The organism is Streptomyces sp. NPDC086519, assembly GCF_040686075.1.
GTDB lineage: Bacteria > Actinomycetota > Actinomycetes > Streptomycetales > Streptomycetaceae > Streptomyces > Streptomyces shenzhenensis.
Genome location: NZ_JBFBJL010000022.1, coordinates 50,479 through 64,174 on the forward strand (window position 1 = coordinate 50,479; position 13,696 = coordinate 64,174).

8 protein-coding genes and 1 riboswitch are annotated in these 13,696 nt (G+C 74.0%); of the genes, 4 read left to right on the plus strand and 4 right to left on the minus strand.

Features of this window, described 5'->3' with window-relative positions; translation table 11 throughout:
• Positions 1 to 2 precede the first annotated feature (2 nt).
• From AB0P24_RS21945 to AB0P24_RS21955, 3 genes are all read right to left on the minus strand, one after another.
• Positions 3 to 2,135 (minus strand): hypothetical protein, encoded by a 2,133-nt coding sequence (locus AB0P24_RS21945; RefSeq protein WP_365796430.1) that lies wholly within the window; start codon positions 2,133 to 2,135, stop codon positions 3 to 5.
• 300 nt (positions 2,136 to 2,435) lie between these two features.
• Positions 2,436 to 3,752, minus strand: coding sequence for a lipase family protein (locus AB0P24_RS21950; RefSeq protein ID WP_365796431.1), 1,317 nt, complete (start codon positions 3,750 to 3,752; stop codon positions 2,436 to 2,438).
• Positions 3,753 to 4,323: 571 nt separating this feature from the next.
• Positions 4,324 to 6,297, minus strand: coding sequence for a DUF1996 domain-containing protein (locus AB0P24_RS21955; protein ID WP_365796581.1), 1,974 nt, complete (start codon positions 6,295 to 6,297; stop codon positions 4,324 to 4,326).
• A 416-nt stretch (positions 6,298 to 6,713) separates the two neighbouring features.
• Positions 6,714 to 6,888, plus strand: a riboswitch (cyclic di-AMP (ydaO/yuaA leader).
• A 10-nt stretch (positions 6,889 to 6,898) separates the two neighbouring features.
• Between AB0P24_RS21955 and AB0P24_RS21960 the strand changes: the two genes are divergently transcribed.
• Complete coding sequence (locus AB0P24_RS21960; protein ID WP_365796433.1) at positions 6,899 to 9,208, plus strand: NlpC/P60 family protein; 2,310 nt, start codon at positions 6,899 to 6,901, stop codon at positions 9,206 to 9,208.
• A gap of 15 nt (positions 9,209 to 9,223) precedes the next feature.
• On the opposite strand, the gene AB0P24_RS21965 is transcribed toward AB0P24_RS21960, so the two are convergent.
• A complete protein-coding gene (locus AB0P24_RS21965) occupies positions 9,224 to 10,291 on the minus strand; it encodes an NAD-dependent epimerase/dehydratase family protein (RefSeq protein ID WP_365796435.1) in 1,068 nt (355 codons plus the stop codon).
• A gap of 250 nt (positions 10,292 to 10,541) precedes the next feature.
• Here AB0P24_RS21965 and AB0P24_RS21970 point away from each other — a divergent pair, with 250 nt between their 5' ends.
• The 3 genes from AB0P24_RS21970 to AB0P24_RS21980 all read left to right on the plus strand — a co-directional run bounded on the left by AB0P24_RS21970 (position 10,542) and on the right by AB0P24_RS21980 (position 13,683).
• Positions 10,542 to 11,906, plus strand: a complete 1,365-nt coding sequence (locus AB0P24_RS21970; protein WP_365796437.1) for an FAD-dependent oxidoreductase — start codon at positions 10,542 to 10,544, stop codon at positions 11,904 to 11,906.
• Positions 11,907 to 12,209: 303 nt separating this feature from the next.
• On the plus strand, positions 12,210 to 13,361 hold the full coding sequence (locus AB0P24_RS21975; RefSeq protein ID WP_365796439.1) for a hypothetical protein: 1,152 nt from the start codon (positions 12,210 to 12,212) through the stop codon (positions 13,359 to 13,361).
• Between the two features lie 40 nt (positions 13,362 to 13,401).
• A complete protein-coding gene (locus AB0P24_RS21980) occupies positions 13,402 to 13,683 on the plus strand; it encodes a YkvA family protein (RefSeq protein WP_089103535.1) in 282 nt (93 codons plus the stop codon).
• Positions 13,684 to 13,696: the final 13 nt, after the last annotated feature.

Below are 13,696 nucleotides of genomic sequence, written 5' to 3' on the forward strand. Positions count from 1 at the left end.
GCCTAGCGCGGCAGCACCGCGCCGGCGCTTCTGTGGGCCACGAACCGGGGGCTGGACAGGACGAACCCGGGCCGTACGGCGTCCAGTTCGAGGATCTGGAGGTGCCGGGCGAGCGGGCCGTGGGCGCCGTCGAGCCGCAGCCGCAGCCGGGGGCGGGCATGGACGCGCTGCTTGCCGTGGGCACGGACCAGGGTGCGTACGATGCCCTCGCCGCGACGCCCGTAGAGCACCCAGTCCGCCTCGGGACAGCGGGCGCCGGGCCCCGGGCGGCCCTCGACCGAGACACCGAGCTCGGGCGCGTGTACCCGCACCTCCCGCCCCCGCAGATCGACGTCGGCGGATCCGCACACGGCCGGCTGGGCCCAGACCTCCTCGGCCACCGCCCGTGCCTCCTGCGTGCCGACGGCGAGCGAGACCACGTACCGTCCGGTGCGGCGCAGGTCGGCACGGCGCAGCAGATCCGCGGCGAGGTCGTACGCGCGCGGCCGCCACAGGTCGTCGACCAGCACCGACAGGCCGAGTTCGGTGTAGGGGCCGATGGTGGTGCAGCGGTGCTCGTAGACGGAGAGCACGGCGAGGGCGCGGCGGCCGAGCCGGGCGGGGACCAGCCAGGCGACGTCCGGCAGCAGGCTGCGGGCCACGTCGGTGTCGACCGGGAAGCACAGGTGCGCGGCGGAGGAGTCGTAGTAGCGCACCGGCAGCTCGACCGGGCCCGCCGAGGTGGCCAGGCTCGTGGTGGGGACGGCCAGGAGGGGGTAGCCCTCGGGCGGGCGGGCGCGGTCCCCGAGCCGGTAGGCGCGGGTGCGTTCGACCGGGCCGCGGTAGGGGGCGAGGGCCCGGTCCACGTCGGCCCGGGCCTGCGGGACCACGGTCTCCAGGTGGTCGATGTAGACGCGGAGCAGGTGGCAGCCCGGGAACTCGCGGGTGGGGCCGGTGTAGTCGACCCGGTACCGGTTGGGGTGCGGGGCGCCGGGACCGTCCAGGACCGGGACGATGTCGTGCCGGTTGGTGATGCCGGCGACCCAGGTGCGCGGGTCGGCGGGCCTGCGGTCGTCGGTCTGCGCGCCGACGGCGACCACGTGGGTGACCCGGTAGGCGCGGCAGAAGTCGTCGTCCTGCGCGAGGTTCAGCAGCGCGGTCCCGCCCTCGCCGTGCCCGACCAGCGCGAGGTCGGCGCCGCGCGGGATGCCGTGGTGCCGGATGGCCAGCAGGATCGAGCGGGTGAACGGCGAGTCGGTCAGGAACAGGTTGCGCCAGGCGCCGGCGACGTCCCGCGGGGAGTCGTCGCGGGGGCGGCCGGGGGCGGTGCCGGGGACCTGGACGACGTACCGGAGCACGCCGTCGGGGCCGCGTACCTCCTGCACGAGGACGCGGCCGTCGCCCGCGAGCACGTCGATGTTGCGCAGGAAGCCGAGGAAGGAGCCCTCGTCGGCGATGGACCGGGCCTCCTCGGCGGACAGTTCGACGGCCTGGGCGGCGCCCTCGCCCTGGCCCGTGCCGGACAGGTGGGAGCCGTCGAGGCCCCTGACCGGGCCGGTGGTCAGCTCCCGGCCGGCGGCCAGCGCCCAGGCGGTCTCGTCGCTGAGCGGGTCCTCGTCCAGCAGGCCCCTGATGGCGAGGAGTTCGGCGAGGATCGGGGCGAGCGCGGACAGCGAGCGCTGGGCGCCCTGGTCCTTGAAGAGGGCCCGCAGCGCGCGGACGGCCTCCGGGTCGCGGTCGGCGGTGACGGCGTCCGTCAGCCGGCGCATCCCCGGGTCGTGCCCGAACTCGGGGTGGTCGAGGAGGACGGCCGCGATCCTGAGCCGCAGCGAGGTGACCGCCACCAGCGCGGCCAGGCTCTCCCGGCCCAGTGCCTCCCCCGCCGCGCCGAGCAGATGACCGACGCCGTCGGGCGCGACGATCGCCGAGCCGCCGAGGCCCTGCCTGTTGGTGAGCGTCCGCAGCAGCGCCCAGCGGGCGGCCAGTCCGGTGCGCGGGTGGCGGCGCGCGGAACCGGTCAGCGCCGGGGCGAACAGGACGGAACTGGTCCGCGCGGAGACTTCGCGGATGCCCTCGGCGACGGCCACCACGTCACGGGCGCACTCCCGCAGCATCTCCTCCGCGGGCGGCCCGCAGGCACGGCGCTGCGCTGCCATCCGGCGCTCCCTCGGATCGACGACATGGCCTGCTCCCATCGTGTGCCCTGGCTCCGGCGCCCGCACCTTCGTCCGTCCGGGTGACCGGCACCCCGCGGACAGGCCGGGTGCCGGCCGCGAGGAGGCCGGCGAGCGTCGCGCACGGTTCCCGGCACGCCACGGTGCCGGGCCCGCCGGGGAACTCGCACGAGGGCGGTTCGACTCCGTCGTGTGCCGGCCGGCGTCGGGGCCCGCGATGGTCGCTGGCCCGCCGACGGCAAGCGCCGGCGGGCCGGCGGTCAGGGCTGTGCGGGCCGGCGGTCAGGGCTGTGCGGGCATGGTCCAGCAGTTGGAGACGGCCGGTACGCCGGACAGCCGGGCCGTGAGCCAGCCGATGGCGTCGCCCTGGTCGGTGAGCAGGGGTTCGAGGTGGTTGAGCAGGGCGCGGCCCGCGTCCGGCAGGACGACCGGCACATAGGTGACGTCGGCGCCCTCGCCGCACCAGTCGAGGGCGAGCCGCCGTGCCTGCGCGTGCGGGACGAGGTCGTCGCTGACGCCGGTGGCCACCCGGACCGGGCTCGCGGGCGCGGTCCTGCCGATGCGCTGCTGGTCGAGGAAGGCCTGGAGGGCCGGCTCCGCGCCGATCACCTCGGAGATGGAGCTGCCGTCGTTCGTCCAGGCGGTGCTGTGCCGGGAACCGTAGGCGAGGATCGCGTCGCCGACGCACATCGTCGACAGGTCGGCGAGAGCGGCCCGGCCCGCCGTGCCGAGATGGGCGTCGACGACCGGCCTCAGCGCCGGGTCCGACTGGACGAAGCCGTTGACCGCCCAGCCGAGGGCGCCGGCCAGGTCGCTGCCGTCGATGGCGGCGGTGACGGCGGTGAGGTCGGCGGGCGGCGCCCCCGCGTAGGTGCCGGACAGGGTGATGTCCGGGGCGTAGGAGGGCTGGAGCTCGGCGGCCGCGGCGGTCGCGCCGCCGCCCTGGCTGTAGCCGAACAGGCCCACCCGCGAGGCGGCGGTGACCGAGGAGCCCGGCAGGCTCCGGGCGGCGCGTACGGCGTCCAGGACGGCGTGCGCGCCGTCCAGCCGGTTGACGTAGGTGTGGAGCCGGTCCGTCGCGCCGAGCCCGACGTAGTCGGTGACGACGACCGCGACGCCCTCGGCGAGCAGCCGGTAGATCGACAGGTCCTCGTAACCGACGGACACCGTCTGGCCGTTGAGGACCAGGGGATGCTCCAAGCCCATGGACGCGGAGCACTGGTCACCCTGCCCCATGGTGCCGGGGGCCAGCGCGACCAGCGGGCGGGCGCCGGGGCCGAGCCAGGGGGCGGTCGGCTCGATGTAGGCGCCGGTGACGGCGACGGGACCGCCCGCCGAGTCGGTCGACTTGTACATCAGCCGGGTCGCGGTGCCGGGCAGCGGGCCGGGCAGGCTCGGCAGGCTCAGGGCCAGCGGCAGGGGTTCGCTGCGGACGACGGCGCCGTCGGCGGTGGGCAGGGTGGCCGGCGGATCGTAGAAGGCCGGGATGGTGACACCCCGGGAGACCTCCGCCTGGGAGGCCGTGGCCTGCAGGGTCTGGAGGCAGAGGCAGGCGGCCGCGGCGACGGCGGTGGCCAGCAGGCGAGTGCGGACAGGCATGGGGAACCCTCCTGGACGTGCTGGACGTGGGAGGTGCGGCGGATGTCCCCGGAGCGGCCGACGGGGCGGGTGCGGTTTACCCGACGGTAACGAGCGATGCGTTACCGGCGGTAGCAGCCGTCGGGTTACGGTTCAGTAATATGACACAGAGTCAACAAGAGGCCGGGGGTGAGGCTTCCGTTCCAGTGGTCGTCGCCTCGTCCGGCACGGACGGCGACACCGCGGACGGCGACACCGCGGCAGGCCTGCCGCGGCAGGGCCTGTCGACGGCGGGCCGGCCCGGCGGTGACGTCCGTGCGGTCCGGCGGGCGTCCGTGGCTGCCACGGGCGGCCCCGGCCCGGCCGGATACCGGCGCTTCACCTCCGGCGGGATGTCCGGAGTACGGGTCGCCGCCGCCCAGTCCGCACCGGCGAACTCCCGGGCAGGACCGAGGAGGAGCCGGCCCTGGCCGTGCTCCCCCGGCACGGCCCCGTCGTAGCGCACCCGGGCGGGCTCGGCGGCGCGGAGCACGACGAGGTGCTCCCCGCGTTCGAGCTCGCCCAGGACACGCCGCGCGGTGCGCGGGAAGGGTCAGGCCGGGTTCCGCCGGGTCCACCACAGCAGCACGGCCCCGAAGGCCAGCAGCAGCCCGCCGAAGACCGCGGGCCACAGGTGGGCACCGGTCTCGGCGAGACCGCCCTGGACGGCCTGGGGCTCGGTCTGGGGTTCCGTCTGGGAGCCGGTGGCCGGGGTCTCCTGACCGGCCGGGGCGGCGACCGCGGTGCCGGTCGGCTCGGCGGCTGCGGTGCCGCTCGGCTCGGCGGCGGTGCCGGTCGGCGCCTGGGTGTCGGGCCGCTGTGTCGGCCTGCTGATCACACCGCCGCCCGACGACTTGGTGGTCGACGTCTTCGTCGGCGACACGGTCGCGTCGACCCTCGGCAGCTCGGTGCCGCCGGAGGCGGGGGTGGTCTCCGTGGCCGGGGTGCCCGCCGGGGGCTCGGACGACGGCTGCTGGGACGGCGGCTGCTCGGTCACCGGCTCGGACGGCGCGGCGCTCTGCGTCTGGGCCGGCGGGGCGACCGGGCTCGCGGTCTCGCTCGGGGTCGGCTGCGCGCTCTCGGACGGCGGCTGCCCGCCGGCCCCCGCCCCGCAGGTCCGGCCGGAGTTGATGCAGTCGACCATCGTCCGCATCAGGCTCTCGTCGAAGACGTTGATGAAGTCGCCGTGGTCGGTGACCGGCTTGTGCAGCTGCTCGGGGAACGAGTCCACCGCGAACAGCGGGACCGTACGGCCGCCGTCCGCGAGGCTCGGCGCGTCCACGGCGTAGACGATGCGCTGCACCAGCTGCGGGATGGCCTGGAAACCGGCCGGGCAACTCCCGTCGGGAGCCTCGAAGGCCACGTGGGTGCGGTGGTTGGCGCTGTCGATGTTCCGGCCGTCCCAGCAGCTCTGGAACCTGAACGTGCGCACGACGTCGCTGCCCGCCGGACACAGCGGGTACTTGTCCTTGAGCTGCCGGTCCTCGTAACCGGTGCAGCTCCAGGAGGCGTTGGCGTTGGCCGGGCCGTTGACGAAGGCCTTGGCGTCGCCGGTGATGATGCGCAGCAGCCGCGGCATCTCGGTGACCTTGGAGGTCGGGTTGCCCTCGAAGGTCAGCGTGACCTGCTTGGCCGTGACGATCTGCCCGGCGTTGCCCTCGGTGCCGCCGCCCGGCTTGTCGGCGTCCCGCTCCTGCCTGCCGTTCTGCAGGCGCAGCACGGGCCAGTAGTACGTGGACCTGTCCCCCTTGTCGGCGCAGCTGGTGTCGGCGTTCGCGAGGTCCTGGTCGCTGGCGAAGGCGTTGTTGGACTGGTTGCCGATGTAGTCGTGGAAGTGGTGGGCGCCGTTGGAGACGCCGGGCGCGACGATCACGTTGTCCGAGTTGAACAGGCCGTTCGCGTTGACGCCGCAGCTGGAGCTGAAGGTGCCGGTGGAGCCGCCGGGCCGTGCGGCCGGGGTGGTGACATCGGGCTGGACGGAGGTGATGTCCGCGTAGTCGGCGGCGACCGGTCCGTTGCCGCCCTGGCCTCCGGCGCCGGTGCCCTGAGTCGGCGCGGCGCCGCCCTGCCCGCTCTGGCTCGGCGTGGCACTGCCCTGGGGCGCCGCCGACTGCCCGCCGCCCTGGTTCGAGGAGCGCAGGGTGCAGGCGGCGAGGTCGTCGAGGCCCTGCGGGCGGTCGCCCTCGCGGGCGATGGCGTCGGCGATGCGCTGGATCGACTCGGACCGCTTCTCCTTCAGCGGGCTCATGATCGTCTGGTCGGCGAGGCCGGGGTTCTGCTCGATCGCCGCAGCGGACTGGGTGAGTTGCTGGTAGGCGGCCGCGACCTGCTGGTCCAGCTTGGCGAGTTCGCCGTCGACGTCGGCGCGGGCCGCCTCGGGCACCGCCGTCAGGCGGCTGCCGACGTCGGGGCAGTAGATCGTGGGCGCGGACAGCACTTGGGCGGTGGCGGCCTGGGCCGGGTCCCCGCCGCCCTCGGTCGCCGAGGCGTAGACGTTCACCGCGACCAGTCCTGCGCCGCCGAGCATCAGGGCGACCGCTGCGAAGGTCGCGCGTTGTGCGCCGGTCGGGCGTCTGCGCCTGTTGCGTCTCAAGGTCGTTCCCCTGCGTCTCGTGGGCGGCCGGACATGGAAATCCCCGGCCCTATACGGCCCGCGGCGCCATCGTGTTCAACAGACCCGCGAATTCACGGCGACCTCATAGCAAGCGGGAGTTCCGGAGCGGCGGGGAACAGGGGAAACGCGACCGACGGCAACGGCCCGGTGACCCTGCGGAAGTGCTCGACGCGCGCGAAATGCCGTCCCGTACGGTCGAGTTCGAACGCTACGACGAACATCACAAATACGTATCGGACATTACGCACGTCAACCTTCACACGAGTGACACAAGTTGGCTAAGTTGACGGTCAAGCCGTTCGGCTCCCCCCGGCGAATCCCGTCGGGCCGCGCGGCCTCCGCCGAGTCCGGTGCCCCCAGGGCGAACCCGGAGCCGGGGACCCAACCGAACCACTGGGGTGAATCGGCCGACCGTCCGCAAGGGCAGCGGCCGTAGGGCATGCCTTCCGGATTCGACCGCCCGAACCCGACAGCTAACCCGGTAGGCGGAGTACGGAAGGAGCACGACCCCTCAATGGCGCCCGAGAGCCGTGACGAGGTTCGGCAGCGGATCGACAGCCTCTACGACCAGGCCGAGAACGCCACCGGGAATTACAACGCCACCCGTGCGTCGAGCGGGGGCTCGCGCTCACGCGGTGTCCCGCTGTTCAAGCGGCCCCGCCGTAACGACCCGGGCCTCGACAACATCGCCCGGGAGTGGTTCGAGGGCGCGCGCGCGAAGCTGGGACCGAGCGTCCCGGCCGCGCTGCCCTCCGACCGGATGCCCGACCGGACCGGTCCGCGGCGGCCTGTCAGTGCCATGGCAGCCGACCTGCTCGCCCAGCTGGAGGACTCCGGACCGTCCCGGCTGGAGCTGACCGCGGGGCCGTCCGCGCAGAGCGAGATCGAGGTCGTCCGTGAGCTGCCGGCGCGCCCCAGACCGGAGTTGACGGCGGGGCCCGCCGCGGCGCTGCCGGCGGGGTCCGCGGGGCCGGTGGGCGCGCCCAGGGCGCTGCCCGCCGCCACGCCGCAACGGCCCACCCCGGGTGCCTCCAAGACCAAGAACCAGCTCAAGCTCGCCAAGGCCCGCGAGGTGCTGTCCCAGCGCACCGGGCAGCGCGCGATCGCCGCGCTAGAACCGGCCCAGGTCCCGGTCTCCCAGCCCGCTCCGCCGGCGCCCGGCCCCTGGCCCACGCCCGAGGCCCAGGTCCCGGCGGAGCAGTGGCAGGCTCCCGCCGTCGGCATACCCAGCCAGCGCACCGGCAGCGGCTCCTTCCGGACCGACGCCCTCGCGGCCACCCGCGCGCTCCCGGCGGTGACGGAGACGGGCGGCATCCCGATCGTGTCCCCGTCGGACACCGGTACCTTCCGCATCATGACCCCGGGGGGTGCCGACAACGCCCGGAGCCGGGCCTCGGCGGACTCCAGCGGCTTCCGCGTCATGACCCCAGGGAACGCCGACAACACCCCGAACCGGACCCCGGCGGACTCCAACGGCTTCCGCATCATGACCCCAGGGAACACCGACAACACCCCGAACCGGACCCCGGCGGACTCCAACGGCTTCCGCGTCATGACCCCGGGCGGCTCGGGCGGCGGGACCTACCAGAGCGCGTCTCCCATGGACGCGGGCGGCGCCCAGGCCCCGGTCCCGTCCCCGGGGGACTCCGGCTCCTTCCGCATCATGACGCCGGGCGCCACGGGCTCGTTCCCGATGCCGACCCCGGCCGAGGCGGCCACCTTCCCGGCCGAGGCGGCCGCCTTCCCGGCCGAGGTGGGCACCTTCCCGGCCGCGGACGCCATGAGCACGAGCGTCTTCCCGACCGCGGCTGACCCGAACCCGGGCGTCTTCCCCACCGCGGCTGACGCGAACCCGGGCGTCTTCCCCACCGCCGCCCCCACGAACAGCGGCGTCTTCCCCACCGCGGCCCCCGCTGCCGCCCCGGCCCCGATGGACGCCGGCTTCCGGGTCATGTCGCCGAACGCGCCCGCCGCCTATGCCGAGGTGCCCCCGGCCGCAGCCGACACCGCCTACGCCACCGGCGCGTACCCGTACGCCACGGCAGCCGCCGCCCCCGCGCCCATGGCCCCCACCCCGCCGGCCGCCTCCTTCGCCGCGGCACCCGCCGCCGACACGACCGGCGCCTACGCCGTGGGCATGCAGCCCGCCAACGCCCCCTACGCCTACGCCACCGCCGCGACGCCCACAGCGATGACACCGCCCGCTGCCGCGATGCCCGCGCCGGCGCCGGCGCCCATGGCGGCCCCCATGCCGGCGGCCATGACCGCGCAGCCCGAAGCGATGATGGCCGCACCCGCACCCGCACCCGCACCCGCACCCGCACCCGCCATGGCGATGCCCACCGTCGCGCCGGTCGTCACGGCTCCGCTCCCCACCACCCCCCTGCCGACCGCACCCGCGCAGTTCGCGGCTCCGATCCCCAGCGCGCCCACACCCACACCCACGCCAGGCGCCTTCGCCGAGCCGGGCAAGGCCATGAAGGCGCTGACCTTCGCGCGCGAGCAGATCGGCCGGCCGTGCGTCTGGGGGGCGACCGGGCCGGGGGCGTACGACTGCTCCAGCCTGATGCAGGCCGCCTGGCGTGCCGCCGGGGTGATTCTGCCGCGTACCGCGCAGGAGCAGAGCATGGCCGGCACCCCGATGCCGCTGGCCGCCGTCGAGCCCGGTGACCTGATCTTCTTCTTCGACGACGACAGTCACGTCGGGATCTACGCGGGCGGCGGCACGATGGTGCACGCGCCGAGCCCCGGGGCGCTCATCCGCGAGGAGTCGATCTACAACGCCGGGGAGTCGGCGATCCACCGCGTGATCCGCCCGGCCTGACCGGACGGCTCGGGGTCAGACCCTCCGCCGCCGCCGCCGCCGCGCGCGCCAGCTCTCGTGGTGGTCGAGGAGGGTCTCCTCGACGGGCCGGTAGGTGAGGCCCAGTTCGTCGACGCTTCTGCTGTTGTCGACGCGGAAGCGGATGCCGAGGTGCTTGCGTATGTAGTCCTGGGTGAGGCCGAACAGCGGGCCGAGGACCCGTACCGGTCCGTGCGGGAGCGCGGTGCGCGGCAGGCGCGGGTCCCAGGGGTGACGGGTGCGGATGATCCGGGACATCTCCTGGAAGGACGTCATCGTCTCGTTGGCCACGATGTAACGGCCTCTGGCCGCCGGGTTCTCCGCCGCCGCGATGTGCGCGTCGGCCACGTCGCGGACGTCCGCGGTGGTGAAACTGAAGTCCGGGGCGCCGTAGCAGAAGTAGCCCTTGAACAGCTCGTCCAGCAGGAAGAGGCTGCCGGACTCGGAGGCGGGGGTCAGGGAGGGGCCCAGGATCAGACCGGGGTTGAGGGCGACCATGCGCCAGCGGTCCTGGGCGGCCTCGGCCTCCCAGGCGGCGCACTCGGCGACCGTCTTGGCGTAGTGGTAGGGGTTGTCGGCCACCGTGCTGGTGGTGTTGAAGTACTTCTCGGTCAGCACCTCGCCGGCCATCTCGCGGACGTCGGCGTAGTCACCGAAGATCGCGCCCACGGTGGAGGTGAGGACAAGGGTCGTCACCTCGGGGGTGCGCTCCACGCTGCCGAGGACGTTGCGGGTGCCGAGCAACGCCGGGTCCACGACGTCCCGTTGGCCGTCCTTGATCCGCTCCGGCATCAGGAACGGCGAGGCCACGTGGAAGACGGTCGCGCAGCCGCGGAAGGCCTCGTCGAAGGAGCCGTCCTTGAGCAGGTCGGCCTCGAAGAGGGCGAGTTGCCCGGGAAAGGCCTCCTGGAGCTCCCACAGGGGGCGTACCTTCGCCGCGTCACCGGCCCGGCGGACGGTCGCGCGGACCCGGTACCCCCGCCTCAGCAGCCGTCGTACCAGATGGCTGCCGACGAATCCGCTGCCGCCGGTCACCGCCACGGTCGTCTCCCCGCGTGCGTCCACGCTTCTCACCCCTCGCCCATGGGCCACCGCGCCTCGGTGCGCCGCAGGAGGACAGGTTGGTGCATGGGCCAGGGGTCCGCCAAGCATCCGGGAGGCAGCTGTGAAGGCTCGCAAGCCATAAGTCGGACCCGATACACGTCATAAGATCGCCTTATGAGGTCATAGACCGGACCCGCGTACTAACTTAGGACTGCCTTAGTTTAGGCTTCCCGTTCGAGATCGCTTGTCCTCACTCGAAGGGAACCTGATCATGCCGCGCCCCCTGCGGGTAGCCATCGTCGGAGCCGGCCCCGCCGGGATCTACGCCGCCGACGCCCTGCTCAAGTCCGAGGTGGCCGCCGAGCCCGGCGTCTCCATCGACCTCTTCGAGCGGATGCCCGCCCCCTTCGGCCTGATCCGGTACGGCGTGGCCCCCGACCACCCGCGCATCAAGGGCATCGTCACGGCCCTGCACCAGGTGCTGGACAAGCCGCAGATCCGCCTCTTCGGCAACGTGGACTACCCGACCGACATCAGCCTCGACGACCTGCGCTCGTTCTACGACGCGGTGATCTTCTCGACCGGCGCGACCGCCGACCGCGAGCTGCGGATACCCGGCATCGAGCTGGACGGCTCCTACGGCGCCGCCGACTTCGTCTCCTGGTACGACGGCCACCCGGACGTGCCCCGCACCTGGCCGCTGGAGGCCGAGAAGGTAGCGGTCCTCGGCGTCGGCAACGTGGCCCTGGACGTGGCCCGCGTCCTCGCCAAGACCGCCGACGAACTGCTCCCCACCGAGATCCCGCCGAACGTCTACGACGGTCTGAAGGCCAACAAGGCCCTCGAAGTGCACGTCTTCGGCCGCCGCGGCCCGGCGCAGGCGAAGTTCTCCCCGATGGAGCTGCGCGAGCTCGACCACTCCCCCAACATCGAGGTCGTCGTCGACCCCGAGGACATCGACTACGACGAGGGCTCGATCGAGACCCGGCGCGGCAACAAGCAGGCCGACATGGTCGCCAAGACCCTGGAGAACTGGGCCATCCGCGACGTCGGCGACCGCCCGCACAAGATCTTCCTGCACTTCTTCGAGTCGCCGTCCGAGATCCTCGGCGAAGACGGCCGGGTCACCGGCCTGCGCACCGAGCGCACCGTGCTGGACGGCACCGGCAACGTGAAGGGCACCGGCGAGTTCAAGGACTGGGACGTGACCGCGGTCTACCGCGCGGTCGGCTACCTCTCCGACAAACTGCCCAAGCTGCCCTGGGACATCGACTCGGGGACCGTCCCGGACGAGGGCGGCCGGGTCATCGAGGAGAGCGGCAGCCACCTCCAGTCGACGTACGTCACCGGCTGGATCCGCCGCGGCCCGGTCGGTCTGATCGGCCACACCAAGGGCGACGCCAACGAGACGGTGTCCAATCTGCTGGACGACTACGCGAACGGCCGGCTGCACACCCCGGAGGCGCCCGCGCCCCAGGCCGTGGACGCCTTCCTCGCCGAGCGCGAGGTCCGCTTCACCACCTGGGAGGGCTGGTACAGGCTGGACGCCGCCGAGAAGGCCCTGGGCGAGCCGCAGGGCCGCGAGCGCGTCAAGCTCGTCGAGCGCGAGGACATGCTCCGCGAGAGCGGCGCGTGAGGCACTGAGACGGTGCGGACCCACAGGGGCCGGCGGACCGCCGTCGGCCCCTCGCGCACGCCTTTCGGCGGCGTGAACGGGGCCCGCCCCGAAGCGGATGGACGGGCGGGCCCGGTCCGCCGCACCATTGTGCGGGGCGGACCGGATCAAGGGCACGGGTGAACCGGTGTCGTACGACGCACACGATGCGCACCCCGGGTGCGGGGCACACCCCCCGTACGCGCGGGCCCCCGCTGTGTGAGACACGCTCCGGGGCGGCGATACTGGAAGACGCAGCCGTCTCTCCCACCAGCAGATTGGCCCATGTCGAACTCCGCCGCCGACCGTACCGTCCTTCCGCCGACCGTCTGGCCCGCCCGCGGCCGCCACACGGGCCCGGACTCCGAGGGGGTGATCCGCAGGATCCTGCGCCGCCGCCAGGAGAGCGGCGCCCTCGACGACTTCGCGGAACCCCCGGTGCCCGACGAGCCCGCCCGGCGCGTCTTCGAGGCCCGCTGGCGCGTCGAGGACGGCACCGTGACGGTGCGCGCCCGGCTGACCCTCGTCGACCCGCAGGGCCGGCAGGCGGGACGCGAGTGGCAGCTCGTCGCCGAGGCCGACCGGCCCTGGGACGAGGCCTGGCCCTCCCCGGCGACGATGTTCTGGCCCGACGGCGAGGAGGCCGGCGACGGCGGCGAGGCCGCCTGGGACTACCTCCCGGCCGTGGCGGGCGTGCGGCTGCGCACGGTCAACCCGCTGCCCGCCGACGACAAGGACATGCGCCGGGTGCTGCGGGACGCGGCGAAGGACGCCTGGTGCGTCAACCTCGTCGTGCACGAGGCGATGACGCCCGACGCGCTCGGCCGGCTGCCGCTGGTCCGGCAGCTGCCGCCCGGCCTCGCGCACCGCGTGGTGGAACACCGGGCCGCGCCGCAGCAGTTCCGTGCCGTCAACTGGGCGCTGCGCGACCTCGGTGCCGAGTGCCCGCGCGGTGGCGCCGTGCTGCTGCCGCCGGACCCGGCGCCGGACGGCTACGACGCGCAGGAGTACGCGGTGCGCAGCGTCTTCCTGGACGGCTCGGAGCCGGCCGAACTGATCGCCGCCCTGCGCCGGTTCGCCGTGCTGCCGAGGCCCGCGCCGCAGGGCACCGAGGAGGCGCTGGCCGATCTGCGCGACAACTGGACCCTGATGACGCTGGAGGAGGAGCTGGCGCGGGAGCGGAAGCGCGTCGCGCAGTACGCCGAGGCGCTGGAGGCCATGACCAGGTCCCGCGACCTGTACCGGGAGGCCGCCGAGCGGGCCGGCGAGGCGCTCGCCGCCCTCCGCGACACCCCCGCCCCGGCCGCACCGGCAGTGCCCCGACCCGCCTCCCCCTTCCACCAGTTGACCCGTGCCTTCAAGGGGCTGCGGGCTCCGAAGGAGAGTGCCGGGCCGACGGCCATGCCCGGGGACGAAACCGGGAAGACGGACCAGTGAGAGACCCCGGGCCGGATCGGGGCCGGACGACAGGACAGCCATGGACACCACCACGACCGTGCTCGTGATCTGCGCGATCGTCGCCGCGGCTCTGCTGGCCGGCGCCGTCGCCGTACTCGTACGGCTGGTCCGCACCCGGCGCACCCTGCGCCGGGCCGGGCTGCCGACGGGCTCGCGCTGGGTGTTCTGGGGTGCCGTGCTGTATCTGGTGCTGCCCACCGACCTGCTGCCCGACCCGATCTACCTGGACGACATCGGCGTCCTGCTGCTGGCCCTGCGTTCGATGCGCGCGGCCCTGCCGGCCGAGGACCCGGAACTCTGACCCGCCGGGCATG

Excerpts from the sequence above, each read along its gene's own strand:
- AB0P24_RS21945 (WP_365796430.1), bottom strand. The coding sequence starts at position 2,135 with ATGGCAGCGCAGCGCCGTGCCTGCGGGCCGCCCGCGGAGGAGATGCTG.
- AB0P24_RS21950 (WP_365796431.1), bottom strand. The coding sequence starts at position 3,752 with ATGCCTGTCCGCACTCGCCTGCTGGCCACCGCCGTCGCCGCGGCCGCC.
- AB0P24_RS21955 (WP_365796581.1), bottom strand. The coding sequence starts at position 6,297 with ATGCTCGGCGGCGCAGGACTGGTCGCGGTGAACGTCTACGCCTCGGCG.
- AB0P24_RS21960 (WP_365796433.1), top strand. The coding sequence starts at position 6,899 with ATGGCGCCCGAGAGCCGTGACGAGGTTCGGCAGCGGATCGACAGCCTC.
- AB0P24_RS21970 (WP_365796437.1), top strand. The coding sequence starts at position 10,542 with ATGCCGCGCCCCCTGCGGGTAGCCATCGTCGGAGCCGGCCCCGCCGGG.
- AB0P24_RS21975 (WP_365796439.1), top strand. The coding sequence starts at position 12,210 with ATGTCGAACTCCGCCGCCGACCGTACCGTCCTTCCGCCGACCGTCTGG.
- AB0P24_RS21980 (WP_089103535.1), top strand. The coding sequence starts at position 13,402 with ATGGACACCACCACGACCGTGCTCGTGATCTGCGCGATCGTCGCCGCG.